We start from the raw sequence: 25,302 nt of genomic DNA, 5'->3' as shown, positions 1-25,302 counted from the left end.
GCCCGCTGAGACAATGGGGCCATGGCGGGATCAAGAAAGACCATGTCGACCTCCGCAGCGGCACCCCCGGAGGCTCAGCCGCATGTGCTCCTTGTCGAGGACGATCTCGAGATCTCCCGGATGCTGCAGGGCGTTCTTGCGGAGAGCGGCTTCATCGTCTCCGCCGCAACCGTCGCGGCCGGGATGGACGCGGTGCTGGCCCGCGCCGAGGTCGATCTCGTCGTGCTCGACATCATGCTGCCGGGGGAGGACGGGCTCAGCATCTGCCGTCGGCTCCGGGCCGCCTCGACAATCCCGATCATCATGGTGACGGCCCGCGGCGACGCGGTCGACCGGATCATCGGGCTGGAGATCGGGGCCGACGACTACCTGCCCAAGCCGTTCGATTCCCGCGAGCTGGTGGCGCGCATCCGGGCGCTGCTGCGGCGCGCCCAAGGCGGGAACGGCGGCGGCCGCATGCGCCCGCTGCGCTTCGCCGGCTGGCGGATCGATCCGGCATCTCGGCAGCTGCACGACCCCGACGGGGTCCAGGTCGCCATGACCAGCGTCGAGTTCGATCTGCTGGCGGCGCTGTGCCGGCACTCCGGCCAGGTGCTGTCGCGCGACCAGCTGATCGAGCTGACGCATAGCGGCCTGGCCAGCCCGGTCCAGCGCAGCATCGACGTCCATGTCAGCCGCATCCGGCAGAAGATCGAGCCGGACCCCGACAACCCGCGCTACATCAAGACCGTGCGCCTCGGCGGCTACATGTTCGCCGAACGCGTCGAGCATGCCTGATGCGATACCTCTCTCGCCTGCTGCCGCGCAGCGTCGTCAGCCAGATCACCGGGATCGTCGCCGCCTCGATGCTGCTCGGCATCGGTCTGACCGGCACCGTTCTGTTCCTGTTCTTCAGAGAGCCCGACGCGCGGGACGGCGTCATCCTTTCGGCGGCTGCAATCGCCAAGATCACCCAGATCGTCCAGAGCGCCGACACCCCGGAAGAGGCCAACGGGATCCTCGACGTCGCCCGGCGTGCCGGCGCCGATGTCATCCGAATGCCGTCAGGGGAATTCGCCGCCCAGTCTGAAGGCGGGCCGACGTCGATCCTGTCGGAGCTGATCGCCTATCAACTGAAGACCCTTTGGGGCATCGAGGCACGCGGTGCCAACCTTCCTTCCGGTGCCGGCCATGGTCTCGTCGTGCAGGTCGACGATCGGTTCGTCCTGCTGTTCCCGACACCGACCTGGGCCGGCCTATGGCGGTTCATCCTCAAGCCCACGGTCCTGATCATCGTCACGATGATCGTGTTCGTGCTGTTCCTCTCGATCTACGCGGTGCGCTGGATCATCGCGCCGCTGTCGGCGCTGGGGGCTGCGGCCGAATCCTTCGGGCGCTCGCCCGAGGACGCCCGCATGATCGACCGCCGCGGACCGCGCGAGATCGGCCAGATGGCCGATGCCCTCAATGACATGCGCACCCGCATCCGGGCCCTGATCGACGACCGCACCCGCATGCTAGCCGCGATCAGCCACGACCTGCGGACGCCGCTGACCCGCCTGCGGCTGCGGGCCGAACGGATCGATGACCCGGAGCTGCGGGACGGCATCCTGCATGAGGTCGTGCGGATCAGCGGCATGCTCGACGAGACCCTGGAGTATCTGCACCCCGGCATCCGCGAAGAGCGGATGTCGCGGGTCGATCTGACGAGTCTGCTGCAGACGGTCTGCACCGAATTCGGCGATGTCGGGCACAATGTCACCTATGCCGGGCCGCCGCGCCTGGCCTGGTTCTGCCGGCCCAACGCGCTGGCCCGGGCGGTCAGCAACGTCGTGGACAACGCCGTTCAGCACGGATCGGCGGTACGGGTCGGCCTGCGCATCGGCGACGGCGGCGCGGCGGAGATCGAGGTGGCGGACGATGGTCCGGGCATCCCCGCGGGGCTGCGCGAGAAGGTCTTCGATCCCTTCTTCAAGGGCGACGACAGCCGGCCCGCGACGTCGGGCAGAGGGTTCGGGCTGGGCCTGTCGATCGCACGCGACGTCGTCCGTGGCCATGGTGGCCGCATCGAGCTGCTCGACCATGTGCCGCACGGCCTGATCGTCCGGATGTCGCTTCCTGCAGCCGATACGATCTCCGGCCGGGACCCGATCTATGAGTCGCCGATGACCGCCGGAAATCCCGCAACATCTCTTAACATAACTTAAAACCGACCTGTTCTGCCGGCTTCTATTCTCGCAGCTCAATCGAGCCTCGGGATGAACCGAATGTCAGTGTCACTGTCGACTGCCGTCTCCTCGTCGCCACGAAATATCTGTCGAGTCAGAACTTGCGCGCCGCTCGTCCTGACCGGTGCCTGCTTGTTCCTTGTCGCGATCAGCATACGTGCAGAGGCCCAAGACGTAATCATCGTGCCGCCGGAGGACGCTCCCGCCCCGGAGGCCGCCAGTCCCGGCGGCGACTGGACCTTCGTGCTCGGCGCCGGCGCCCGGGTCGCGCTCAGCTACGAAGGTTCCGACAAGTTCTCGGTGTCGCCGGGGCCCTTCGTCGCGATCAACTGGAGGGACCGGGTCTTCCTCGACATGGAACACGGGCTGGGCGTCAATGTCGTGCGGACGGAGACGCTCCGGCTGGGACTGTCGGTGAATTTCGCGCCGGGCCGGGACGAGGACGACGAGGACCACCTGAAGGGGCTGGGCGACATCGACCCGGCCGCGCGCGGCCGTGTCTTCGCATCCTATTCCGTCGGCATGGTGCAGTTCGGCATCGACGTAGCCAAGGATTTCGGCGGCAGCGAGGGTCTGCAGGTACGGCCCGACGTGTCGGTGAAGGTGCCGCTGTCCGAGACCTGGACGCTGTCGTCGGGCCTCTCCGCCACCTGGGCCGACGACGATTACATGCAGACCTTCTTCGGCGTCTCTCCCTCGCAGTCCCGGAGGTCGGGGCTGGAGCGCTTCGACGCCGGGGCGGGGTTCAAGAGCGTCGATTTCCGGGTCGGCCTCACCTGGAACCTGTCCGACAGCTGGTTCACCACGGCGAATGTCGGTGTCGGCATCCTGCTCGGCGACGCGGCGGACAGCCCGATCACCGAGAGCGGAGTGCAGCCCTCGATCGGGCTCGCGGTCGGCTACCGGTTCTGAGGTCATCCTCCGGGCCGGCTGACGCCGGCCTGAGCCTGATGTGACGGACCGATGCTGACCTAGCAAGAGCCGACGGACATCCCGCCCATGCGATCTTTCATCGCCGCGTCCGAAGCGTTGGTGACTCGGGCGAAGGTTCGTGTAGTTTAGAACGGGTCAAAACTACGCAACGCGATCGGAGGGAACATGGCCAACGAAGGCAAGTGCCCGGTCACGGGTGGGACCCGCGCGTACACGAACCGCGACTGGTGGCCGAACCAGCTGAACCTTCAGGTGCTCCATCAGCACTCCGCCCTGTCCGACCCGATGGGCGAGTCGTTCGATTATGCCAAGGAATTCAAGAGCCTCGATCTCGACGCCGTGATCAAGGACCTGTACGCCCTGATGACGGATTCGCAGGATTGGTGGCCAGCCGATTTCGGCCACTACGGCGGGCTGTTCATCCGCATGGCCTGGCACAGCGCCGGCACCTACCGCATCGGCGACGGCCGTGGCGGAGGCGGGCGGGGCCAGCAGCGCTTCGCGCCGCTCAATAGCTGGCCGGATAACGGCAATCTCGACAAGGCGCGCCGGCTCTTGTGGCCGATCAAGCAGAAATACGGCCGGAAGATCTCCTGGGCCGACCTGATGATCCTCGCCGGCAACGTGGCCCTCGAGTCGATGGGCTTCAAGACCTTCGGCTTCGGCGGCGGGCGCGCGGACACCTGGGAGCCCGACCAGGACATCTTCTGGGGCCCCGAAGGCAAGTGGCTGGCGGATGAGCGCTACAGCGGCGACCGCGAGCTGCAAGGCCATCTCGGCGCCGTGCAGATGGGCCTGATCTACGTCAATCCGGAAGGCCCGAACGGCAACCCGGACCCCGTCGCCGCGGCCCGCGACATCCGCGAGACCTTCGGCCGGATGGCGATGAACGACGAGGAGACGGTGGCCCTGATCGCCGGCGGCCACAGCTTCGGCAAGACCCACGGCGCCGGCGACGCGGCCCTGGTCGGGCCGGAGCCGGAAGGGTCCGACATCGTGGAGCAGGGCCTGGGCTGGCGGAGCACCCACGGCACTGGCCACGCGGGCGACGCGATCACCAGCGGCCTGGAGGTGACCTGGACCTCGACGCCGACGAAGTGGAGCAACGAGTTCTTCAAGAACCTGTTCCAGTACGAATGGGAGCTGACCAAGAGCCCGGCCGGCGCGCATCAGTGGAAGCCGAAGGACGGCGCCGGCGCCGGCACGATCCCGGATGCGCACGACCCATCGAAGCGGCACGCGCCGGCGATGCTGACCACCGACCTGTCGCTGCGCTTCGACCCGGCCTATGAGAAGATCTCGCGGCGCTTCCTCGAGCATCCGGAGGAATTCGCCGACGCCTTCGCCCGCGCCTGGTACAAGCTGACCCATCGCGACATGGGGCCGAAGGTGCGCTATCTCGGCCCGCTCGTGCCGGACGAGACGCTGATCTGGCAGGACCCGGTCCCCGAGGTCGACCATCCGCTGGTCGATGCGTCGGACATCGCCGCGCTGAAGGCGAAGGTGCTGGCCTCCGGCCTCTCCGTCGCCCAGCTCGTCTCCACCGCCTGGGCGTCGGCGTCGACCTTCCGCGGCTCCGACAAGCGCGGCGGCGCCAATGGCGCCCGCATCCGCCTGGCGCCGCAGAAGGACTGGGCGGTCAACCAGCCGGACCAGCTGGCGACGGTGCTCTCCAAGCTGGAAGCGATCCAGCAGGAGTTCAACGCCTCGGCGGCCGGCGGCAAGAAGATCTCGTTGGCCGACCTGATCGTCCTCGCCGGCGGCGCTGCGGTCGAGAAGGCCGCGAAGGACGCCGGGCAGGACGTGCAGGTGCCCTTCACCCCGGGCCGCACCGATGCGTCGCAGGAGCAGACCGACGTCGCCTCCTTCGCGCCGCTCGAGCCGAAGGTCGACGGGTTCCGCAACTATCTCGGCGAGACGCTGGTGGCCCTGACGCCTGAGGAGATGCTGGTCGACCGGGCGCAGCTGCTGACGCTGACGGCGCCGGAGATGACGGTCCTCGTCGGCGGCCTGCGCGTGCTGGGCGCCAATGCTGGGAACTCCCCGCATGGCGTCTTCACCCAGCGGCCGGGCGCGCTGACCAACGACTTCTTCGTCAACCTGCTCGACATGGGCACGCAGTGGCGGCCGTCCTCGGACGCCGAGAGCATGTTCCAGGGCCGGGACCGGAAGACGGAAGAGGTCAAGTGGACCGGCACCCGGGTCGACCTGATCTTCGGGTCGCATTCGCAGCTGCGGGCGCTGGCCGAGGTCTATGGCAGCGCCGACTCGCAGGAGAAGTTCGTGAAGGACTTCGTGGCGGCATGGGTCAAGGTGATGAACCTCGACCGCTTCGATCTCGCCTGATCTCGGCGGCGGATCCCCGGCGGTCGACGCCGGGGATCCGCTCCGTGAACGCGGAAACAATTTTCACGCACGATCATAATCGCCGCTGCGCAACTGGCGCGATCCTTTCGTGAGCTGGAAACTCGGAGCGATTCCGAGCCGGCCGCCGACGATCGCGTTCTCAGGAGGCGCTACCAGAACGGGTTTGAGGGTCAGGCCGGCCGGGCGGCTGTCAGTCCGTTCGGCGCTGATCGACCGTTGCGGCCCGCCACGGCCATCATCGGAGACGAGCACCCGGACGCGGAGATCCACAGCACCCTGCGGAATGCGAGCGAAAGCGGAGTGCCCTGCCAGGCTTGAGGCGATCGCGAAGCGTGATACGATCCGTCCCGACCGTCATGCGTCTCTCCGGTGTCGCGGCCGTCTGGCTCTCGCCATCAAGGGGAGGGAACGAGATGTGTTAAGCAGACGCGAAGTGTTGGGGCGCGCGAAGGACGGCGCCCTGGTGCTCGGATCGGCAGCGCTCGGCGCCGGTCTCGGCCTGCCACGGATCGCATGGGCGGCGGGCACCCCAGTGACAGCAGGGCATTCCGGCGGGCGCCGCCGCGAGCGCGGTGCTTGACGCCCTTCCGGGCAAGAAGCCGCTGATCAAGCTCAGCTATCGGCCGCCCAATTACGAAACGCCGCTCGAGTATTTCAGCGAGCTGCTGACGCCGAACGACGCCTTCTTCGTGCGCTACCATCTTGCCGACATTCCCGAGGTCGACGTATCGACCTGGAAGCTCGCGGTCGGGGGCGACGCTGCGGAAGGCCGTGTCGAATACACCCTCCAGAATTTGCAGAGCGACTTCGAGCAGATCGAGCTTGTCGCGGTCAACCAATGCTCCGGCAACCGCCGCGGGCTCTCGAACCCGCATGTGCAAGGCGTCGAGTGGGGCTATGGCGCGATGGGGAATGCGCGCTGGAAGGGTGTGCGGCTCAAGGACGTGCTCGAAAAGGCTGGCGTAAAGAAGGAGGCGATCGAGGTCGCCTTCGACGGCGCCGACAGGGCCGTCGTCGAGAAGACGCCGGACTTCATCAAGAGTATACCGATCTGGCGCGCGCTCGACGAGAACACCCTGCTTGCCTGGGAGATGAACGGCGAGCCGCTGCCGCATTGGAATGGCTATCCGCTCAGGGTCGTCGTGCCGGGCTGGACCGGGACCTACTGGGTGAAGCACCTCACCTCGATCGACGTCCGGGCCGAGCCGCAAGGCGGCTACTGGATGAATCCGGCCTATCGTATTCCGAAGAGCAAATTCGCGTTGGTCGACCGCTTCCTCTCGCAGGAGACCGACGCCAACACACCGATCACCGAGATGGTGGTGAATTCGCTCATCACCAATCTCACCGACAATACGAAGGTCGCGGCTGGCCAGCCCGTTGAAGTAAAGGGCATCGCCTGGGACGGCGGCTATGGCATCCAGACCGTCGAGGTCTCGACCGATGGCGGCGAAAGCTGGCGGCCGGCGGCGCTCGGCGAGGATTTCGGGCGATTCTCATTCCGGCCGTGGAGCTACCGGTTCGCACCAACCGCCGGCACACACGCGCTCATGGTCAAGGCAACCAACGGGATCGGCGCGAGCCAGCCTGTCACACCGATCTTCAATCCGGCCGGCTACCATCACAACGCCGTTCAGAAGATCGCGATCGTCGCGGCGTGATGATGAGGAGGAGGCCATGCGTGCACTGATCCTGCTGATCGCCGCGCTCCTCGCCCCGCCGGTGATGGCCGGCGAAGAGCAGATCGTGCTGAAGGACGGCTCCGGCCGTGACGTGGTCGAGGCGAACTGCGCCGCGTGCCACAGCCTGGACTACATCCAGATGAATTCGCCCTTTCTTGACAGGGCAAAATGGGAAGCGACGGTCAAGAAGATGGTCGACCGGTTCGGCGCGCCGATTGCGGAAGCCGATGCCGCGGCGATTGTAGAGTACCTGACGGCAAATTGCGGCCCACAGTAGGAGCGCTCGAGCCGAGACGCCCGCCGCCGCCCCACCGGCGTCGGACGAGGCCGCCCGGGACACCGAGATGGTGTCCCTGATGGCCGAGCTCAGCCTGGAGCTGGCCCGGGCCTTCCAGGCGCGGGGACTCGCCGCCATCCAGGCCGGCGATCTCGACCGCGCCGGGAAGGCCGAAGCCGGCTTCAACCGCCTCTTCCTCGGCATTCGCCGCGCCGTCGCCCTCAAGGCCAAGCTGCGTCAGCAGCGGCAGGAGGAGCAGCGCGAGGCCGCGGAGCGCCAGGCCCGACGGCTGTGGCCGGCGTGAGCTTAGCGCCGCGGGGCTATCCGGACGTTGCCGAACATCACGTTGCGCGTCATCGGCCGGGCCAGGAATTCGTGCGGGAAGCCGAGGTCGACGGCACTCGCCGCCTCCAGCCGCGCCTTCTGGCCATCGGTGAACACGACGTCGAGGGCACCGAGATTGTCCTCGAGCTGCGCCAGCGTCCGCACGCCCATGATCGGCGCGGTCACGGCGGGGTTGAGCAGGGTCCAGGCGAGGGCCACCTGCGCCGGCGTCTTGCCGATCTCGACCGCCACCGCCTTGACCTCCTCGGCGATCGCGAGGCCGCGCTCGGTCAGGGCGCCGTTGGCGGCGGCGACGTTCTTGCGCGTCCCCGCGGCCTCGGCCGAGCCGCCGCCGATGTCGAGGTCAGCCCGGCTGTACTTGCCGGTCAGCACGCCGCTGGCCAGGGGCGACCAGGGGATGACCCCGAGACCGAGCTCCCGCGCCATCGGGATCAGGTCCCGCTCGACCGTCCGCTCGATCAGGCTGTATTCGATCTGCAGCGCGACCAGCGGTGACCAGCCGCGGAGATCTGCGGTCGTCTGCATGCGCGCGATCTGCCAGGCCGGGGCGTCGGAGATCCCGACATAGAGCACCTTGCCGGCGCGGACGACGTCGTCCATGGCGCGCAGGATCTCCTCGACCGGGGTCGTGAAGTCCCAGGCGTGGAGATAGAGCAGATCGATGTAATCCGTCTGCATCCGCTGCAGGCTGCTCTCGACCGACCGGACCAGGCTCTTGCGGTGATTGCCGCCGGAGTTCGGGTCCCCGGCCCGCAGCGGCAGCGTGTATTTGGTCGCGATCACCAGCCGGTCGCGCCGGTCGGCCGCGAACTTGCCGACCAGGCGTTCGGAGCTGCCGTCGGTGTACTGGTTGGCGGTGTCGATGAAATTGCCGCCTCGGTCGACATAGCTATCGAAGATCCTGCGCGCTTCCGCCTCGTCGGCGCCCCAGCCCCAATCGGTGCCGAAAGTCATCGCGCCGAGGGCGAGCGGCGAGACCCTGAGGCCGGACCGGCCGAGCAACCGATAGAAGTCCAGGGACAGCGTGTCGCTCATGGTCATCTCCTGCTGTGGTTGGCCGGAAGATGGCGCGCTGACATCCTTCGCTGAAGGCGGCATTATCCGCATGGGCTGTTAAGGGAATGATGCACAATGCGGGGCAGCGACTATGCCGAGCTGCGAGCCTTCGCCGCCATCGCCGAGCATGGCAGCTTCGCCCGCGCCGCGGCGCATCTCGGGGTATCGCGATCGGCCCTGAGTCAGACTATCCGGGAGCTGGAGGGCCGGCTGGGTGTCCGGCTGCTCAACCGCACCACTCGCAGCGTGGCGCCAAGCGAAGCCGGGGCAAGGCTCCTGGCCGAGCTGCTGCCCGCCCTGGCCGACCTCGACACCGCTCTCGCCAATGTCCGTGCCCTGCGCGACACGCCGGCGGGCCTGCTGCGGATCAACGCCTCGCGCATTGCCGCGATCCATCACCTGGCGCCACTGATCGGCCCTTTTCATGAGGCCTATCCGGACATCGCCCTCGACATCGTGGTCGACGACCGGCTGGTCGATATCGTCGCCGAACGCTTCGACGCCGGCCTGCGGCTCGGCGAGATGGTCGAGCGCGACATGGTCGCGGTGAAGCTGGGCGGCGAGATCGAGCTGATGGCCGTCGCCGCCCCTTCCTATCTCGACCGCCATGGCGTGCCCGAGACGCCGCGCGACCTGCGGCACCATCGCTGCATCAATTTCCGCTGGCCGACCGACGGCAGCCTCTACCGCTGGGAGTTCGAGCGCGGCGCGGAGAAGCTGGAGGTGGCGGTGGAGGGCCCGCTCACCGTCACCGAGCCGGAGGTCGCGATCCGGGCAGCGCTGGACGGCGTCGGCATCGCCTATCTCTTCGACCTCCAGATCCGGCCGCTGGTCGAGGCCGGCCGGCTGGTGCGGCTGCTCGAGGCGTGGACGCCGCCCTTCCCCGGCTTCTACCTCTATTATCCGAGCCGCCGACAGATGCCGCCGCCGCTGCGCGCCTTCGTCGATTTCCTGCAGCGGCGGCAGGCCATGTCTACCGACGGCCGGTGAAGGGCTTGGCGACGGAGTCGAAGAAGCTGAACAGGGCGTCGCCGGCGATGACCCCGGCGGCGACCACCTCCATCTCGCCCCGTCCGTCCTCGCCGCGCCAGCGGGTCCACAGGAAGCGGATGACGATGCCGGCCAGCACCGCCCAGCCTGCCAGTGGGGCGTTCAGCAGCAGGCCGGTCGCGAACAGGATCCCCATCTGCCGCCGCGACCCGCCGAGCCACTGGACGATCGCCCCCGGGATGGCCCAGAGGGCGAGCGACCGCGCCACCTCCGGTGCCACCCCGGCCCCGATCGTGGCGGCATAGACCCGGTCGACCGGCGGCAGCAGGTCCTGCGCGAAATACGCCTCCCAGGACAGGAAGACGACGACGATCGCCACCAGGAAGGCGACCATCGCGGCGAACAACTGCTGCCGCCGGCCGTCACGCTCGAACTCCGGATCGGCGCCGTGGCCGCGCAGGATGTGCCCGGCTTTCAGGTCGTAGCCCATATCGGCGAAGGCCGGCCCGGTGGCGGCCGAGAAGGCGACCAGCAGCGCCAGCGCCGCCGGCGGGAAGCCGATCAGCATGCCGATCATGAGCGTGATCAGCGCCACGGCGAAGGCCGGGAACCAGCCGGAATGCATCGCCGCGAGGCCGACGATCAGTTCATGCACGAAGGCCGCGAAGGCCGCGTAGAGGACGAACGCGACGAGCATGCCCCAGGACAGTTCGGTCCACAGCCCGCCGGCCGCGGCGATCAGCATGGCCAGGAGGATGTAGCCGGCCGTGCCGAGGCCGAGCGCCCGCCGCAGCGCCGCATCCGATTGCGTACGGACGCCGCCATTGGTGTCCCGCCGCAGGATGGTCGAGCCCACCTGCAGCAGCGCCACCAGGCCGGCGCCGATCATCACCCCGTGCGGGATATAGGCCTTGGCCAGGTCGCCGCCGGGGATGATGCCGGCGAAGGCCTCGCCGCCGAAGAGCTGGGCGGAATAGCCGCGCAGCAGCAGGCCGATGCCGAACATGGCCAGCGCCCAGATGTTGCCGATGAAGGCGATGCCGAAGGCCGACATCGGGATCTTGAAGAAGGCGCCGACAGCGCCGATGGCGACACCGACGCCCAGCAGCGCCGCCTTGCGACCGCCCTCGTCGCCGGCCTTGATCGCCTCGGCCGCGGCCACGCCCGGCGGCCAGGCGCCGGTCGCCGGGAACACTTTGGTGTCGAACATCCGGTACAGCAGATAGGCATCGAGCAGCATGGCCAGGGCGACGCCGGCGAACATCGGCAGCACCAGGTCCGGCCGGCCCAGCGCATAGGGGATGCCGATCGGCAGCAGCAGGCTGTTGGCGGCGCCGAAGGTGGCGCTGGAGATCGCGCTCTGCGCCAGGTTCTGGAGATGGATCGAGCGGTAGCGGGCGAACAGGCCCAGCGGCACGCGCGCCAGAACCATGGCGGCCAGGGCACCGATCAGCGAAGTGTTCGCCGAGACGCCTAGGCTGACCAGGATCTGCATGCCGATGATGGCGCCGAATATGCAGAGCAGGACGATCAGGGCGAGGGTCGCCGGCTCGAACACGCTCGGATGCCGGCGCGCGGCGGATGGAAGGCCTGTGGCGGGGGACCCGGTCTGGTCCGCGGTCAGGTCGTGCTGCATGAAGCCTCCTTGTGAAGCCGCTTGCCGCGGCCTTGATCTCGTGATGCGGGCTCTTGGGCGTGTCCCTATCGAGAAAGGGCCGCGCCTCTCCGTGGAGGGCGCGGCCCTGAAGGTCATGCGGCCTTGGTGGCGTCGGCGGCGGCCACCGTCGAGACCAGCCCGTCGCCGGCGTCGCGGTCCAGCGCCGCGCGGGGGCGTTCGGCGGGATCACCAAATCCCGCGCCACCGGCCAGGACGATCTCGATGATCTCGTCCGGCTTGGCCAGCTGCACCAGCTCGCCGGTGCCGCAGTCGCGCAGGATCTTTCCGTGGGTATCGCGCACCACGCCGTGCGCCGCACCGCCAGGTGCGCCGCCGAACAAGCCGGGGTTGCTCGACTTCACGCCTTCCGGATAGACCGCGACGAAGGTGGTCAGCCCGTCATCGGCCAGCTTGCGCAGCGAGACGCGCTGGCCGAGCCCGCCGCGGTGGCGCCCCGGCCCGCCGGAGTCCCGGACATAGGTCTTTTCCAGCACCAGCACCGGGACGCGGGTCTCGAACAGTTCGACCGAGGTGTTGGCGGCCGAGGTCGGCCACAGCAGGCCCGACTTGCCGTCACCATGCGACGAGGCGCCCTGCCCGCCGCCCATGAACAGCATGTCGGAATAGGTCGCGCCCGCCGCGTCGCGGCCGTAGATGGTGGCCGCGACCGGCAGGCCGGTGAAGGCCTGGACCTTGTCCGGCGCCGCCTCGGCCAGCGCCCGGAAGATGTTCGGCGCGATGTACCAGCCGGTGCGGGTGCGCAGATTGACCGCCATCGGCCGGGTGGCGTTCAGGATCGACCCTTCCGGCGCCTTCACCTCGAACGGCCGATAACAGCCGGCATTGCCGCGGACATTCGGTGTCAGCATGCATTTCAGCGGATAGGTCGCGTGCGCCGCGGTGTAGTTCAGCGTGCAGTTCAGCCCGCCCTGCGGCAGCTGCGCCGGCGCCCCGGCGAAGTCGAGGGTGATGCGATCGCCCTGGACGGTCAGCTCCAGCGGATAGCGCAGCCGCTCGCCCAACGGGTTGTTCTCGATCTCCGACCGGTAGACGCCGTCCGGCAACGCCGCGATCGCCTCGCGCATCGCCGTCTCGGACCGACCCTGGACCACCGCGGCCAGGGCCCGCAGGTCCTGCATGCCGTATTCCTGCATGAAAGCGACCAGCCGCTCGGCGCCGAGCGCGTTGGCGGCGACGAAGGAATGGATGTCGCCCGTCACCTGCGCCGGGTTGCGCACATTCTCCGCCAGCAGGCGGAACAGCGTCGCATTCGGCCGTCCCTCCTCGGAGAGCTTCATCGGCGGGATCTGGAATCCCTCCTCGAAGATCTCGCGGGCGCGCAGGCTGTCCTTGGTGCCGCCGATGTCGGAGACATGGCCGACCGTGCCCATCAGCCCGACCAATCGATCGTCGTGGAACACCGGCGTGACCACGGCGATGTCGAACAGGTGCCCGGCGCAGAGCCAGGGATCGTTGGTGACCAGCACGTCGCCGGGCCGTAGCGTTTCCGCCGGATACTCCTTCAGCAGCGCCTTCACCGCCCGCGGCAGGGTCAGGTTGAACACCGGCATCGCCCGTGGCGAATGGGCCAGCGTCTCGCCCTCGGGATCCAAGAGCTCGCAGGCGAAGTCCTGGGCCTCGGAAATTACCAGTGAGAAGGCGGTGCGGCAGACCGTCAGCCACATCTCCTCGACAACGGTGACCAGGCGGCTCCACATGATCTCCAGCGCGATCGGGTCGGCCTCGATCCGGGCGATCGCCTCGGACAGCGGCATCTCGACGGTGACCAGCTCCTGGACCGGCGCAGCGATGCCGATGGCGATGCGCAGGTTCAGGCTGTCGTCGACCCGCACGACGTCGCCGGGCGGCACGACGGTCGTGGATTCCCGCTCCTCGATGATCGCCGGCCCTTCGATCCGATCGCCCGGCGCCAGCGCGTAGCGGTCATAGACCACGGCCTCGACCGAGCCGTCGGCGAAGCGGGCCAGCCGCGTGCGCTTGCGCTTGGCCGCGGTGTCGCCGCCCCCGGCCGCGCCAGTCAGCGACAGCGTCGGGGTCGGGCCCAGGCAGCGGACGCGGAAATTGATCGCCTCGATCTCGGCGCCGCCATAGAGCGAGGTGTAGCGGGCGGTGTAGACCTCGGCGAAGGCGGTGCGGATCGCCTCCAGGCTGCCGGCGCCGATCGGGTCGGACGGCAGCGGCACGGCGATCTCATGCATCTGGCCGACGAGGCGCATGTCCGCGCTGCGCTCGACCGTGACCGCCGCCGCATCGACGCCCGCCTCGGCCAGGCGCCGTCGGCCCTCGGCCTCCAACTCCGCCAGCACGCCGTTGACCACGTCGGCGTCGAAATCGCCCGAGAAGCGGACCGGGTGCGAGCGGACCAGCTCGAAGGACAGCGGCGCCGCCAGGAATCCGAGCGCCGAGGCGGCGCCGGAGGCCGGCGGGATGATCACCTCGGCGACACCCAGGATCCGCGCCACGCCAGCGGCATGGGCCGGCCCGGCGCCGCCGAAGCCGACCATGGCGTAGCGGCGCGGGTCCTTGCCCTTCTCGACCAGATGCACCCGGGCGGCGGCGGCCATGCTCTCGGTCACCACCTTATGAATGCCCCAGGCCGCCTCCTCGACCGACAGGCCGAGCGGTTCCGCCACCCGCGCGACCGAGGCCTCGGCCGCCGCCTTGTCGAGCGCCATGCGGCCGCCCAGGAAGAAGCCGGGATCGTAGTAGCCGAGCACCAGATTGGCGTCGGTCACCGTCGGCTGGGTGCCGCCCTTGCCATAGCAGGCCGGGCCGGGGTCGGAACCGGCGGAATGCGGCCCAACCCGCAGCAGTCCGACCTCGTCGATCGAGGCGATCGACCCGCCGCCGGCGCCGATCTCGATCATGTCGATAACCGGCGCCTTGATCGGCAGGCCCGAGCCCTTCTTGAAACGGTGGACGCGGCCTGCCTCCATCATCGGCGCGATCTCGGCGCGGCCGTCCTCGATCAGGCAGGCCTTGGCGGTCGTGCCGCCCATGTCGAAGGAGATAACGTCGGCCTTGCCGGCCAGGGCGCCGAACAGCGCGGTCGCCAAGCCACCACCGGCCGGGCCGGATTCGAGCAGACGGATCGGGAAGGCCCGTGCCGTCTCCGGCGCCACCAGCCCGCCGGCCGAATGCATCAGCCGCAGCGTGCCGGCGAAGCCGCGCACCGCCAGCTCCCGCTCCAGCCGCCCGAGATAGCGGTCCATCGGCGGCTGGACATAGGCGTTGGCGCAGGTGGTGACGCAGCGCTGGTACTCCCACAGCTCGGCCACGACCTCAGAGGACAGGGAGACGGCAAGCTGCGGGAATTCGGTGCGGACGATGTCACCGACGATCCGCTCATGCTCCGGGTTGCGGTAGGCGTGCAGGAAGCAGACGGCGACCGCCTCGACACCCTCCGCCACCAGCCGGCGCAGGGCGGCACGCACCGCATCATGGTCCAGCAGCTCGACCACGGTGCCGTCGCGGTCCACCCGCTCCGGTACCTCCAGCCGCAGCCGGCGGGCCACCAGCGGCTCCGGGAACTGCAGGAACAGGTCGTAGATGTCGTAGCGCTGCTCCGTGCCCATCTCGAGCACGTCGCGGAAGCCCCGGGTGGTGATCAGCCCCAGCTTGGCGCCCTTGCGCTCGATCACGGCGTTGGTGACCAGGGTGGTGCCGTGCACCATCTCGCCGACATCCGACAGGCGGATGCCGGCCATTTCCACCAGTTCCTCGATCCCCAGCAACGCGGCCTCGGACGGGTCGTGCGGCGTGGTCAGCCGCTTGTGCAGCTTCACCGTGCGCCCCTCGCCGTCATAGAGGATGAAGTCGGTGAAGGTGCCGCCGATGTCGAAGCCGATGCGCCAGCGCGTCGCCTGCGGCAAGGTGGTCTGCGACATGATCGATCCGTCCATTGTCATGCTGCGGAGGCCGAGATCTCGGCCTGGTTCGTCCAGTGCGGGTCGCAGGCCAGGGCCGCGACCTCCCGTGCCGCGGCCAGCAGCCGGGCGATGATGTCCTCCCGCTCCTCCGCCGTGACGGTGGAGATCGGATAGGCGATGCAGAGGCTGACCGCCTCGCCCGTCTCGGGCGACCCCACGGCGGTGGCGACGGCCCCGACGCCGCGATTGGCCTCGTCATGCGATTCCGCGAAGCCCAGGCGGCGGACCGTCTGCAGCCGCTCCAGCAGCTCATCGAGGGTCTGCGGCGCGGTCGGCGAGACTGGCTGCCACGGCTCTGGGAACAGCTCCCGGACTTGCTCATCCGACAGCCGGGCCAGAAGTGAGCGGCCAGTGGCGCTGGAATGGGCCGCGAGCGGCCGGCCGACCGGCGTGGCGACACGCAGCACATTGGTCCCGGGATGATAGGTCAGGCCGGTCACCTCGCCGCCGTCGCGGATCGAGACGTAGCCGGTATGGCCGACCGCGGCGACGATCCGCCCCACCACCGCATCCGCCCGGCCGACCAGCGAGGAGGTGGTGCGGAACAGGTGCCCGACGCCGAGGATCAGCGGCCCCGGACGGTAACGCTTGGTTTCGCCGACGGTCTCCAGGAGTCCGGCATCGCGCATCGACCGCAGCAGGCGGGAGATGTTGCTCTTCGGTAGCGACAGCAGCGACGCCGCCTCGGTCACCGTGATCTCGGTGCGGCTGGCGGAGAAGCAGCGCAGGACAGCGGCGGCGCTTTCGAGCGTGGTCATGAAGCCACCTCAAAGAAGTTCCATTTTACGGAACTAGAATTTCGAATATTGAAACTCTAACCACCGCCGCAGAGGCCGATCAACCCCGTTTACGGCGCATGGCAAAAGCCCGGCGGAAACGCCGGGCTGTGGATCAAGATCGGGATCTGCAGAATCTGGCGACGGCTAGTACCGGCCGAGAAGCGCCCCCAGCACCAAGTCGGCTTGGCGCAGCGGCGGCGGTTCCTGGACCAGAGCCAAGAAGACGTCGTATCCCGCCCGCCGCAGCCGGCGGAGATAGCCGTCGGCCAGGCGAGCCGACAGCAGGGCCGGCGTCGCCGACCGCGGCACTTCGCGCCGTAGGGCTCGTGCCTCGTCCAAATGCCTTTGCGCCGCCTCCACGACGCGAGCCACCGCCCGGCTCAGCGCATCATGCGGCTTCATCTCGAACAGCAGGCCGCGGTCGACGCCCTCGGCCGCGACGATCTCCTGCGGCAGGTAGAGACGCTTCTGCCGGGCGTGGAACGGCACGGCGCGCATCAGCCCGACCAGGGCCCAGGCGGTCCCGATCCCCGTTGCCGCCCGATGCGCGGCCTCGTCGCGCACGCCCAGAACCTCGAGATGCAGGCGCAGCAGCGGCCCGGCGGTGTCCGCGGCGTAGCGCTCGAGATCGGCCAGGGTCGCCGGCGGCTCGTCGTCGAGGTCGCGCTCGCGGGCATCGATGACGGTGTCGAAATGCGCACGGGTCAGGTCATGGGCCCAGACCGCCGGGGCCAGCGCGTCCAGCACCTCGTGACGCCGCGGCCGGCCCTCATAGATTTCGCCGATGGCATCGCGCCACCATTGCAGCCGGATCTGGCCGAGCAGCGGCTGGCTGACTACTTCGCGCGTCTTCGCCACCTCGATGTTGAAGGCGTAGAGCGCGAACAGCGCCGGCCGGCGCGGCGCCGGGGCGAGCAGGCAGGTCAGGTAGCGGTCGTGGTCGAGGCGGCGAACCTGCTCGCCGTTCTGCCCCAGGGGATCGGTCGTCGGCATGGCGGCCCCTATATGCCCGCTCGCAGCACCGCCCGCCACCGGAGCTTGCCAGCCATGCTCCGAGGTTGAACACTCGGCCGGATACAGATCGGGAGGTGACCGATGAAGGCGATCATCGTCGGCGGCGGCATCGGCGGTCTAACGACGGCGCTGATGCTGCACGCACGCGGCCTGGACTGCGCGGTGTTCGAGCAGTCGGCCGAGCCGCGGGAGATCGGCGTCGGCATCAACACCCTGCCGAATGCGATCCAGGAGCTCGCCGGGCTCGGCCTGCTCGACCGGCTCGACGCCGTCGCCATCCGCACCCGGGAGCTGCTGTACTGCAACCGCTTCGGCCAAGTGGTGTGGCGCGAGCCGCGCGGCCTGGATGCCGGCTTTCCTGTGCCGCAATTCTCGATCCACCGCGGCCGGCTGCTCGGCGAACTGCACAGGGCGGCGCGGGAGCGGCTCGGCGGCGAGATCCACCATGGGCGCCGCCTAGCCGGATTCGAGCAGACTGGAGCCGAGGTCGTCGCGCATTTCGTCGACCGCCACGGCGCGCCGGCCGGCACCGCGCGGGGCCACGTTCTTATCGCGGCCGACGGCATCCATTCGATCGTCCGGGACACGCTGTATCCCGACCAGGGGCCGCCCTCCTGGAACGGCGTCATGATGTGGCGCGGCGCGATCGACTGGCCGGGCTATATGGACGGGCGGACCATGATCGTCGCCGGCGGCATGCAGGCGAAGGTCGTGCTGTACCCGATCGCGCCGGGCACCGCGCCGGACCGGCGGCTGACCAACTGGGTCGTGTGCGCGCGCATCGGCAACGGCAGTGCTCCCCCACCCCGGCGCGAGGACTGGTCGCGGCCCGGCCGGCTGGACGAGGCCCTGCCGCACGCCCGGCGCTTTGCGCTGCCGGAGGCAGACATCACCGAGATCATCCAGGCGACGGCGGAGTTCTGGGAGTACCCGATGTGCGATCGCGACCCGCTGCCGCGCTGGCGGCACGGCCGGGTGACGCTGCTGGGCGACGCGGCGCATCCGATGTACCCGGTGGGGTCGAACGGCGCGTCCCAGGCGATCCTCGACGCCCGGGCCCTGGCCGATGCCCTGGCGGAGGCGCCGGACGCCGAGGCCGCCCTGGAGCGCTACGAGGCGGAGCGGCGGCCGAAGACCGCGGAGATCGTCCGGCTCAACCGCAGCGGCGGGCCGGAGGGCGTGATCGACGTGGTCGAGCAGCTGGCGCCGGACGGCTTCGAGGACATCGAGGCGGTCCTGCCGCATGCGGAGCGCCAGGCGATCGTCCGGGGCTATGCGACGGTCGCCGGTTTCACCCCGGCCCAGCTCCGTCGCCCCAACTGACCCTAAGCAGGCGGCGGCAGAAACTCGACATCGTGCTTCGCCGCCAGCGCCACCACCGCCTCCGGCGTCTGCTGCGGCAGGTCGTGCAGGGCCTGGAACAGCTCGACCAGCCGGCCGGTCGGGGCCACCCAGAACAGCGATTTCGCGATCGCGCCGCTGTTGTTGAAGATGCCGTGCGGAATGCCCTTGGGCAGGCGCACGAGGTCGCCGACCGTGGCCGATGCGTTCTTGCCGTCGAGCAGGAAGTCGAGCCGGCCCTCGAGGATGTAGAGGAACTCGTCCTGCAGAGGGTGGATATGCGGCGGCACGAAGGTGCCGATGCCCAAGGTGGCGTGCCAGGCGAAGCTGTCCTCGGAGATCTGCTTCGGCACATAGGTCTGGCCGAGGATCGACCAGGAGATGCCGTCGATCCCCTCGTTCGCTCCGGTGATGCCCGCCGTCATCGCCTTCATGTCGCGCCTCCCCGATCTCTGCTGCCCGGCTCTCGGCCGAGCCGCTCCAAGACTATCAGACCGGGATCAGCGCCGCAGCGGCGCGGCGGCCCTCCGAGATCAGCACGTTGTAGGTGCGGCAGGCGGCGCCGGTATCCATCGCGTCCATGCCGATGCCGGCCTCGCGGATCTGCCGCCGCAACGCCGAGGGCAGCAGCACCATGCGTGGGCCGCAGCCGATCAGCAGCACCTCGACCGGCGGCTCGATCCGCTTCACCGGGTCGAGATCGGCCAGGGCCAGATCCTCGATCCGGCCGATCGGCCAGGGCGCCTCGCCCTCCGGCCACACCAGCATCGGCCCCTGATGCAGCTCTCCGGCGATGCGGAAGCCGCCCGGCTGATAGCCGTCGATCATCCGCCGCCCGGGCGGTATGACGGAGGAGATTTCCACGATCCCGCTCCGTCCCGCTCAGCTCACTTGCGCGCCAGGAAGCGGGCCAGCCCCTTGGGCTTCTCCGCCTCGGCCGGCGCGTTGGCGGCGGCCGGAGCCGCGGCCTCCTCGGCCTTGTCGCCGTTGCCCGACCCGCCGTTCTTGGCCGGCTCGGTGCGGGCCAGCACCGTGGTCACGGTGCTGCGGATCACCTTGACCCGGACGTTCTCGGCGATCTCCACCGTCAGCTCGTCATCGGCGACCTTCTGCACGGTGCCGACGATGCCGCCGCCGGTGACGATTCGGTCGCCACGGCGCAGCGCGGCCAGCATGTCGCGGTGCTCCTTCGCCCGCTTCTGCTGCGGCCGGATGAGCAGGAAATAGAACACCACGAAGATGAGGATCAGCGGCGCGAATTGCACGAGCAGGCCGGCACCCCCGGCCGCGCCGGGATCGGCCGCTTGGGCATAGGCCTCGGAAATGAACATCCTTCGCTCCACCTTTACAGTCGCGCGCGACTATAGCGGCCGGGGCCGCGGTTGCAACGGAATCCGGTCTGCCTGCGCCCCGGCAGGATCGCCTCGGCGATCCTGCCGGACTTGGAGGTTTGCAGGATGGCCGGGCCCGGCCATCCTGCCAGGGCAGGGGAGCCCTGCGGCGGTTGATCTCGACAGCCGCGCGGCACGATCATTAGCGTCGGCTGGCCGAATGCGAAGGAGAACGTCCAGTGGCCGACCTGGATCCGACATATCTGCAGCAGCTGACCCGCATCGCCGATGCGCTGGAGCGGTTGGCGCCGCCGCCGCCGGTGCCGACCGACCTGGCCAGCGCCGACGCCTTCACCTGGGAGGCCGAGCACGGGCGGCTGCAGCCGGTCGCCACGGTCAGCCGGGTCGATCTTGGCCTACTGCAGGGCATTCAGCTGCAGCGCGACCTGCTGCTGGAGAACACCCGCCGCTTCGCCCGGGGCCTGCCGGCCAACAACGCGCTGCTCTGGGGCGCCCGCGGCATGGGCAAGAGCTCGCTGGTCAAGTCGGTGCACGCGGCGGTGAACGGTGAGGCTGGCGGCGTCCTGGCGCTGGTCGAGATCCATCGCGAGGACATCTCCTCCCTGCCCCGCCTGCTGCATCTGCTGCGCGCCTCGACCCGCCGCTTCATCCTGTTCTGCGACGACCTGTCCTTCGACGGCCAGGACGCCAGCTACAAGTCGCTGAAGGCGATCCTGGAGGGCGGCATCGAAGGCCGGCCGGAGAACGTGGTGTTCTACGCCACCTCGAACCGCCGCCACATCCTGGCGCGCGAGATGATCGAGAATGAGCGGTCGACCGCGATCATCGCCGGCGAGGCGGTGGAGGAGAAGGTGTCGCTGTCCGACCGCTTCGGCCTGTGGCTCGGCTTCCACGGCTGCAACCAGGACACCTATCTCGAGATGGTGGAGGGCTACGCCGCCGCCTTCGGCCTCGAGATCGATCCTGCGACGCTGCGCGCCGAGGCGCTGGAATGGACCATTACCCGCGGCTCCCGCTCCGGCCGCGTCGCCTGGCAGTACATCCAGGACCTGGCCGGCCGCCTGGGCAAACGGCTCGAGGCTGCGAAGTAAGAAGAAGGGGCGGCTCTCGCCGCCCCTTTCCTTCAGTTGAGGAACAGCCCGACGCCCGGCGCCAGCGGCAGGCCGAGCTCGACCCACAGCACCAGGAAGGCGGACCAGGCGATCAGGAAGCCGATCGAGATCGGCAGCGTCATCGCCGCCAGCGTGCCGATGCCGGCATCCTTCTGATAGCGCTGCAGGAAGGCCAGGCAGACGGCGAAGTACGGGCTCATCGGCGAGATCACGTTGGTGACCGAGTCCGAGATGCGGAAGGCGGCCTGGACCAGCGCCGGCTCCAGCCCCACCAGCATCATCATCGGCACGAAGACCGGCGCCATCAGCGACCACTGCGCCGAGCCCGAGGTGATGAAGACGCTCATCACCATCGCCAGCAGGATGAAGGCCAGCACCAGCGGCGTGCCGCCCAGCCCACCGGTGTCGAGCAGATGCGAGCCGTGGATCGCGATCCACTCGCCGAGATTGGTCCAGCGGAACCAGGCCAGGAACTGCGAGATGGCGAAGAACAGCACCAGCGTCGGCGCCAGCTCCTTCACCGCCTCGGCCATGTAACCGGCGATGTCGCGGGCGCTTTTGACCTTGCCGACCGCAGAGCCGTAGACCCAGCCGAGCAGCAGGAAGAACACCGCCAGGATCGCGACGATGCCTTCGAGGAAGGGCGACGGCACCAGCCCGCCCTGCTCGTTGCGCAGCGGCGACCCGGCCGGCAGCACCGCCACCAGCACGACGGCGAGGAAGGCCAGCGTCACCCAGCCGACGCGCTTCAGCGCCCGCGCCTCAGCGGCGCCGATCGGCTCCAGCTTCAGCACCACGTCGCCGGTGTACTTGCCGGCCAGCGGCTCCACGATCCGCTCGATCACCAGGGTGCCGACCAGCGACAGCAGCACCGCCGAGCAGGCGATGAAGTAGTAGTTGTCGAGCGGCGAGACATAGGCGTTCGGGTCGATCGTGTGCGCGGCGCCGGTGGTGATGCCGGACAGGAGGACGTCGACCGGGGTGATGAACAGGCTGGCATCGTAGCCGGCCCCGACCGCGACATAGCCGGTGACCGCACCGACTAGCGGGTTGCGTCCGACCGCCTGGAAGATCATCGCTGAGAGCGGGATCAGCACGATATAGGCGGCGTCCGAGGCCAGGTGGCTGCACATGCCGACCAGGAAGATGACGAAGGTCGTCAGATGCCGCGGCGCCTTGATCACGCTGACCTGCATCAGGCTGGCGATCATCCCGACCTTATCGGCCACGCCGATCGCCAGCATGATCACCAGGATCACGCCGAGCGGCGGGAAATTGACGTAGTTCTTGGCCAGCGAGGTCAGGGCGAAGACCAGCCCGTCGCCGGAGATCAGGCTCTGGACCAGGACCTCCTTGCCGGTCTTCGGGTTGATGCCGGAGGCGCCGCCCAGCGACATCAGCCAGGACAGCACCGCGACGACGCCGCAGAGGATGAGGAACAGCAGGAACGGGTGCGGCAGACGGTTGCCGGCCCGCTCGATCAGGGCGAGGAAGCGCTGCATGGCGGAGCGGCCTTCGGCGCGGGTGGTGGCGGTGGTCATGGTCAGCCCACCCCCAGGCGGCGTTCGGCGATGGCGAGGAACATCCCGGCGGCGACCGGCAGGATCTCGTCGCGGTAGTCGTAGCGGGGGTGGTGCAGATAGGCGCTGTCCTCGCCGTTGCCGACGAAGAAGAAGCAGCCCGGCACCTTCTCCAGGTAAAAGGCGAAGTCCTCCGCCCCCATGGTCGGCAGCGAGTCCATCCGGCCGGAGCGCTCGGGGCCAACCAGGTCGAGCGCGGTCGTCAGCACGAAGTCGGTCTCTGCGGCGTCGTTCACCACCGAGGGGATGCGCATTGTCTGCTCGATCGCCGCGGTGGCGCCATGCGCCTCGCAGATCTGGACGATCACCCAGCGCAGCTCCTGGTCGATCCGCTCATAGGCCGCGGGCGACCCGTCGCGGGTGTTGATCGACAGCGTCGCCGCCGTCGGGATGATGTTGTGGCTGTTGCCGCCATGGAACTGGGTGACGGTGACGACGCCCGATTCCAGCGGCGACAGGCGGCGCGACACCACGCTCTGCAGCCCCTGCACCACGGCGGTGCCGACGAAGATCGGGTCGATCGCAAGATCCGGCCGCGAGGCGTGGCCGCCCTTGCCGGAGATGGTGACCTCGTAGAGCGAGCTGCCGCCCATGGTCGGGCCGGCCTTGGCGAAGACGCGGCCGAGCGGATAAGCCGGGCGGTTGTGGTAGCCGTAGATCCTCTCGACACCGTCCAGCGCCCCGACCTCGATCATCCGGGCGGCGCCGAGCCCGCCCTCCTCCGCCGGCTGGAACAGCAGCTTGATCCGGCCGGACAGGCGGTCGGCGATGCCGGCCAGGCCGCGGGCCGCCAGGAGCAGCGAGGCGGTGTGCCCGTCATGGCCGCAGGCATGCATCCTGCCGGGGGTCTTCGAGGCATAGGGAAGGCCAGTGTCCTCGAGGATCGGCAGGGCGTCCATGTCGGCGCGGAAGGCGATGGTCGGCCCCGGCCGGCCGGTGTCGAGCAGGCCGACCACGCCGGTCCCGGCCAAGCCGGTCTCGACCGCGTAGCCGAGGCCACGCAGGCGCGACGCCACCAGATCGGCAGTGCCATGCTCCTCGTATTTCAGCTCGGGGTTCGCGTGCAGATGCCGGCGGATCTCCACGGCTTCCGCGATCGCCTCGGGCGAAAAGCTCTCCATCGCCATCCCTGTTCAGGTCTTGGTTCGTCGATCCGTGGTATGGAGGGGATCCGCATGCCACAAGCGCTATAATTCGAACAACGCGTTGCCGCACCGGCAACGGACGAAAGAAACGTCATGCAGAGCACCGCGCTTCGCTACTTCCTGGAGGTCGCCCGGTCCGGTTCGATTGCGGATGCGTCGAAGCGGCTGAACGTCGCCGGCTCCGCCATCAGCCGGCAGATCGCGAAGCTGGAGCGCGAGCTGGGGGCCGAGCTGTTCGAGCGCCGGCCGCGCGGCATGGTGCCGAGCGCGGCGGGGGAAATCCTGGCGGCGCACGCCCGGCGGGCAATGCTGGACGGCGAACGCGCCGCCGCCGAAATCCGCGAGCTGCAGGGCCCTCATCGCGGCCATGTCCGGCTGGCCAGCTTCGAGGGCTTCGCCCTGGACATCCTGCCGGCGGCGGTGGCCGCGTTCCGCCGCGACCATCCGGGCGTGAGCTTCCATCTCTGGGTCGGCACCTCGGTGCAGATCGCCGAGCGGGTGCGGGACGGCGAGACCGACATCGGCATCACCTTCAACCTGGCGCCCCCGCGCGGCGTGACAGTGGAGCGGATGATCCGCCGGCCGATGCACGCGCTGATGCCGCGTACTCACCCGCTGGCCGGGCGGAAGTCGATCACCATGGCCGAGACCCTGCCCTACCCCGTCGCCCTGCCGGATCCGGACCGGACCCAGCGGCAGCTGATCGACGCCTGCTGCAACCTGCAGGGGCTGGCGCTGGAGCCGGTGCTGTCGACCAACTCCATGGCCGCGCTGCGCCGCTTCGGCGACATCGAGGGCTGCATCCACTTCACCAGCGCGATCCGCGACCCCGGCCGGGTGGAGATGGGCGAGTTCGTCGCCGTACCAGTCGCCGACGAGGGCATGACCGACAGCACGCTGCACATCCTGACCATGGCCGGCCGCACCCTGCCGGCCGCGGTGCGCGCCTTCCGCGACGCCCTGCTGGCCGAGCTGGCGCCGGTGGAACGCTCCTAGCTCACTGCAGATACTGCTTCGGGTCGACCGGCTGGCTGTTCTTCCGCACCTCGAAGTGGAGCTGCGGCTGGTCGACGGCGCCGGTCTGGCCGACCGTGCCGATGGTCTGGCCGGCGGTGACCTGATCGCCCTTCTTCACCGACAGCGATGCGGCATGAGCGTAGGCGGTGACCAGCCCGTCGCCGTGCTGGATCAGCACCAGGTTGCCGTAGCCGCGCAGCTCGTTGCCGGCATAGGCCACGACGCCGGGGCCCGCGGCCTTGATCGGGGTGCCGGCCGGGGCCGAGATGTTGATGCCCTGGTTCGGCTTGCCGCCGAGCGGCGCGTTGTATCCGGCGATCACCGAGCCGGACACCGGCCAGGCGAAGCGGCCGGAGGCCCGGGCCGGCGGCTGGGTCGCGGCCGCCGCCGGCGGCTGTGTGCTGGCGACCGGCGGCACCGGGGCGGCGGGCGTCGCGGGCTTCGGCACGATCGAGGTCGGCGCGGCCGGCGTCGGCGCCGTGGGGGTCGGGGCCGTCG

General features: G+C 69.3%; 23 protein-coding genes. 11 read left to right on the top strand and 12 right to left on the bottom strand.

The window, feature by feature from the left end:
* Positions 1 to 42 precede the first annotated feature (42 nt).
* The 4 genes from KXR53_RS01965 to katG all read left to right on the top strand — a co-directional run bounded on the left by KXR53_RS01965 (position 43) and on the right by katG (position 5,486).
* A complete protein-coding gene (locus KXR53_RS01965; RefSeq protein WP_437372883.1) occupies positions 43 to 777 on the top strand; it encodes a response regulator in 735 nt (244 codons plus the stop codon).
* Positions 777 to 2,186, top strand: a complete 1,410-nt coding sequence (locus KXR53_RS01960; protein WP_437372881.1) for an ATP-binding protein — start codon at positions 777 to 779, stop codon at positions 2,184 to 2,186. The genes KXR53_RS01965 and KXR53_RS01960 overlap by 1 nt, the downstream gene beginning before the upstream one ends.
* Before the next feature lie 204 nt (positions 2,187 to 2,390).
* The gene (locus KXR53_RS01955) at positions 2,391 to 3,119 is read left to right on the top strand and encodes a MipA/OmpV family protein (RefSeq protein ID WP_437372879.1); all 729 of its coding nucleotides are present in this window, start codon (positions 2,391 to 2,393) and stop codon (positions 3,117 to 3,119) included.
* A gap of 186 nt (positions 3,120 to 3,305) precedes the next feature.
* Entirely contained in the window at positions 3,306 to 5,486 is a 2,181-nt protein-coding gene (gene katG / locus KXR53_RS01950; RefSeq protein WP_437372877.1) for a catalase/peroxidase HPI, read from the top strand.
* A gap of 63 nt (positions 5,487 to 5,549) precedes the next feature.
* Here katG and KXR53_RS01945 read toward each other — a convergent pair whose 3' ends face one another.
* Positions 5,550 to 5,777: a hypothetical protein gene (locus KXR53_RS01945; protein ID WP_437372875.1), complete on the bottom strand. Its 228-nt coding sequence runs from the start codon at positions 5,775 to 5,777 to the stop codon at positions 5,550 to 5,552.
* 302 nt (positions 5,778 to 6,079) lie between these two features.
* On the opposite strand from KXR53_RS01945, the gene KXR53_RS01940 reads away from it, so the two are divergent.
* From KXR53_RS01940 to KXR53_RS01930, 3 genes are all read left to right on the top strand, one after another.
* Positions 6,080 to 7,168 (top strand): molybdopterin-dependent oxidoreductase, encoded by a 1,089-nt coding sequence (locus KXR53_RS01940; protein WP_437372873.1) that lies wholly within the window; start codon positions 6,080 to 6,082, stop codon positions 7,166 to 7,168.
* 16 nt (positions 7,169 to 7,184) lie between these two features.
* Complete coding sequence (locus KXR53_RS01935) at positions 7,185 to 7,466, top strand: hypothetical protein (protein WP_437372871.1); 282 nt, start codon at positions 7,185 to 7,187, stop codon at positions 7,464 to 7,466.
* Between the two features lie 67 nt (positions 7,467 to 7,533).
* Complete coding sequence (locus KXR53_RS01930) at positions 7,534 to 7,770, top strand: hypothetical protein (RefSeq protein ID WP_437372869.1); 237 nt, start codon at positions 7,534 to 7,536, stop codon at positions 7,768 to 7,770.
* A gap of 2 nt (positions 7,771 to 7,772) precedes the next feature.
* Here KXR53_RS01930 and KXR53_RS01925 read toward each other — a convergent pair whose 3' ends face one another.
* Entirely contained in the window at positions 7,773 to 8,846 is a 1,074-nt protein-coding gene (locus tag KXR53_RS01925; RefSeq protein WP_437372867.1) for an aldo/keto reductase, read from the bottom strand.
* 96 nt (positions 8,847 to 8,942) lie between these two features.
* Between KXR53_RS01925 and KXR53_RS01920 the strand changes: the two genes are divergently transcribed.
* Positions 8,943 to 9,857 (top strand): LysR family transcriptional regulator, encoded by a 915-nt coding sequence (locus KXR53_RS01920; RefSeq protein ID WP_437372865.1) that lies wholly within the window; start codon positions 8,943 to 8,945, stop codon positions 9,855 to 9,857.
* Here KXR53_RS01920 and KXR53_RS01915 read toward each other — a convergent pair.
* The 4 genes from KXR53_RS01915 to KXR53_RS01900 form a co-directional block, all read right to left on the bottom strand.
* Positions 9,841 to 11,493, bottom strand: a complete 1,653-nt coding sequence (locus KXR53_RS01915; RefSeq protein WP_437372864.1) for an OPT/YSL family transporter — start codon at positions 11,491 to 11,493, stop codon at positions 9,841 to 9,843. The genes KXR53_RS01920 and KXR53_RS01915 overlap by 17 nt on opposite strands.
* A gap of 113 nt (positions 11,494 to 11,606) precedes the next feature.
* Positions 11,607 to 15,422 (bottom strand): hydantoinase B/oxoprolinase family protein, encoded by a 3,816-nt coding sequence (locus KXR53_RS01910; RefSeq protein ID WP_437372862.1) that lies wholly within the window; start codon positions 15,420 to 15,422, stop codon positions 11,607 to 11,609.
* 17 nt (positions 15,423 to 15,439) lie between these two features.
* Positions 15,440 to 16,222 (bottom strand): IclR family transcriptional regulator, encoded by a 783-nt coding sequence (locus tag KXR53_RS01905; RefSeq protein ID WP_437372860.1) that lies wholly within the window; start codon positions 16,220 to 16,222, stop codon positions 15,440 to 15,442.
* Positions 16,223 to 16,387: 165 nt separating this feature from the next.
* Positions 16,388 to 17,236: a phytoene/squalene synthase family protein gene (locus tag KXR53_RS01900; protein ID WP_437372858.1), complete on the bottom strand. Its 849-nt coding sequence runs from the start codon at positions 17,234 to 17,236 to the stop codon at positions 16,388 to 16,390.
* Between the two features lie 102 nt (positions 17,237 to 17,338).
* Between KXR53_RS01900 and KXR53_RS01895 the strand changes: the two genes are divergently transcribed.
* Positions 17,339 to 18,580, top strand: coding sequence for a flavin-dependent oxidoreductase (locus KXR53_RS01895; RefSeq protein WP_437372856.1), 1,242 nt, complete (start codon positions 17,339 to 17,341; stop codon positions 18,578 to 18,580).
* 2 nt (positions 18,581 to 18,582) lie between these two features.
* Here KXR53_RS01895 and KXR53_RS01890 read toward each other — a convergent pair whose 3' ends face one another.
* From KXR53_RS01890 to yajC, 3 genes are read right to left on the bottom strand one after another with little or no spacing between them, the layout of a single operon-like run.
* On the bottom strand, positions 18,583 to 19,032 hold the full coding sequence (locus tag KXR53_RS01890) for a cupin domain-containing protein (RefSeq protein WP_437372854.1): 450 nt from the start codon (positions 19,030 to 19,032) through the stop codon (positions 18,583 to 18,585).
* Positions 19,033 to 19,087: 55 nt separating this feature from the next.
* Positions 19,088 to 19,462, bottom strand: coding sequence for an Mth938-like domain-containing protein (locus tag KXR53_RS01885; protein WP_437372852.1), 375 nt, complete (start codon positions 19,460 to 19,462; stop codon positions 19,088 to 19,090).
* 23 nt (positions 19,463 to 19,485) lie between these two features.
* Positions 19,486 to 19,929: a preprotein translocase subunit YajC gene (yajC, locus tag KXR53_RS01880; RefSeq protein ID WP_437372851.1), complete on the bottom strand. Its 444-nt coding sequence runs from the start codon at positions 19,927 to 19,929 to the stop codon at positions 19,486 to 19,488.
* Positions 19,930 to 20,168: 239 nt separating this feature from the next.
* Here yajC and KXR53_RS01875 point away from each other — a divergent pair, with 239 nt between their 5' ends.
* On the top strand, positions 20,169 to 21,041 hold the full coding sequence (locus tag KXR53_RS01875; RefSeq protein ID WP_437372849.1) for an ATP-binding protein: 873 nt from the start codon (positions 20,169 to 20,171) through the stop codon (positions 21,039 to 21,041).
* 32 nt (positions 21,042 to 21,073) lie between these two features.
* Here the strand turns inward: KXR53_RS01875 and KXR53_RS01870 are convergent, their stop codons facing one another.
* Together KXR53_RS01870 and KXR53_RS01865 are read right to left on the bottom strand one after the other, a co-directional pair.
* The gene (locus KXR53_RS01870; RefSeq protein ID WP_437372846.1) at positions 21,074 to 22,603 is read right to left on the bottom strand and encodes an AbgT family transporter; all 1,530 of its coding nucleotides are present in this window, start codon (positions 22,601 to 22,603) and stop codon (positions 21,074 to 21,076) included.
* Between the two features lie 2 nt (positions 22,604 to 22,605).
* A complete protein-coding gene (locus KXR53_RS01865) occupies positions 22,606 to 23,763 on the bottom strand; it encodes a M20 metallopeptidase family protein (protein WP_437372844.1) in 1,158 nt (385 codons plus the stop codon).
* A gap of 117 nt (positions 23,764 to 23,880) precedes the next feature.
* Between KXR53_RS01865 and KXR53_RS01860 the strand changes: the two genes are divergently transcribed.
* The gene (locus KXR53_RS01860) at positions 23,881 to 24,783 is read left to right on the top strand and encodes a LysR family transcriptional regulator (protein WP_437372842.1); all 903 of its coding nucleotides are present in this window, start codon (positions 23,881 to 23,883) and stop codon (positions 24,781 to 24,783) included.
* Position 24,784: 1 nt separating this feature from the next.
* Here KXR53_RS01860 and KXR53_RS01855 read toward each other — a convergent pair.
* Positions 24,785 to 25,302: murein hydrolase activator EnvC family protein (locus tag KXR53_RS01855; protein WP_437372840.1), on the bottom strand; the 518-nt coding region annotated here is incomplete at its 5' end.

Origin of the sequence: Inquilinus limosus, from assembly GCF_051487185.1 — a bacterium.
Lineage (GTDB): Bacteria > Pseudomonadota > Alphaproteobacteria > DSM-16000 > Inquilinaceae > Inquilinus > Inquilinus limosus_F.
Note: the sequence above shows the minus strand (reverse complement) of the source record. Positions and strands in the feature narration are given on the sequence as shown.

Coding starts and splice junctions, on each gene's coding strand:
- KXR53_RS01965 (WP_437372883.1), top strand. CDS start 43: ATGTCGACCTCCGCAGCGGCACCCCCGGAGGCTCAGCCGCATGTGCTC.
- KXR53_RS01960 (WP_437372881.1), top strand. CDS start 777: ATGCGATACCTCTCTCGCCTGCTGCCGCGCAGCGTCGTCAGCCAGATC.
- katG (WP_437372877.1), top strand. CDS start 3,306: ATGGCCAACGAAGGCAAGTGCCCGGTCACGGGTGGGACCCGCGCGTAC.
- KXR53_RS01935 (WP_437372871.1), top strand. CDS start 7,185: ATGCGTGCACTGATCCTGCTGATCGCCGCGCTCCTCGCCCCGCCGGTG.
- KXR53_RS01930 (WP_437372869.1), top strand. CDS start 7,534: ATGGTGTCCCTGATGGCCGAGCTCAGCCTGGAGCTGGCCCGGGCCTTC.
- KXR53_RS01925 (WP_437372867.1), bottom strand. CDS start 8,846: ATGAGCGACACGCTGTCCCTGGACTTCTATCGGTTGCTCGGCCGGTCC.
- KXR53_RS01920 (WP_437372865.1), top strand. CDS start 8,943: ATGCGGGGCAGCGACTATGCCGAGCTGCGAGCCTTCGCCGCCATCGCC.
- KXR53_RS01915 (WP_437372864.1), bottom strand. CDS start 11,493: ATGCAGCACGACCTGACCGCGGACCAGACCGGGTCCCCCGCCACAGGC.
- KXR53_RS01910 (WP_437372862.1), bottom strand. CDS start 15,422: ATGTCGCAGACCACCTTGCCGCAGGCGACGCGCTGGCGCATCGGCTTC.
- KXR53_RS01905 (WP_437372860.1), bottom strand. CDS start 16,222: ATGACCACGCTCGAAAGCGCCGCCGCTGTCCTGCGCTGCTTCTCCGCC.
- KXR53_RS01900 (WP_437372858.1), bottom strand. CDS start 17,236: ATGCCGACGACCGATCCCCTGGGGCAGAACGGCGAGCAGGTTCGCCGC.
- KXR53_RS01895 (WP_437372856.1), top strand. CDS start 17,339: ATGAAGGCGATCATCGTCGGCGGCGGCATCGGCGGTCTAACGACGGCG.
- KXR53_RS01890 (WP_437372854.1), bottom strand. CDS start 19,032: ATGAAGGCGATGACGGCGGGCATCACCGGAGCGAACGAGGGGATCGAC.
- yajC (WP_437372851.1), bottom strand. CDS start 19,929: ATGTTCATTTCCGAGGCCTATGCCCAAGCGGCCGATCCCGGCGCGGCC.
- KXR53_RS01870 (WP_437372846.1), bottom strand. CDS start 22,603: ATGACCACCGCCACCACCCGCGCCGAAGGCCGCTCCGCCATGCAGCGC.
- KXR53_RS01865 (WP_437372844.1), bottom strand. CDS start 23,763: ATGGAGAGCTTTTCGCCCGAGGCGATCGCGGAAGCCGTGGAGATCCGC.
- KXR53_RS01860 (WP_437372842.1), top strand. CDS start 23,881: ATGCAGAGCACCGCGCTTCGCTACTTCCTGGAGGTCGCCCGGTCCGGT.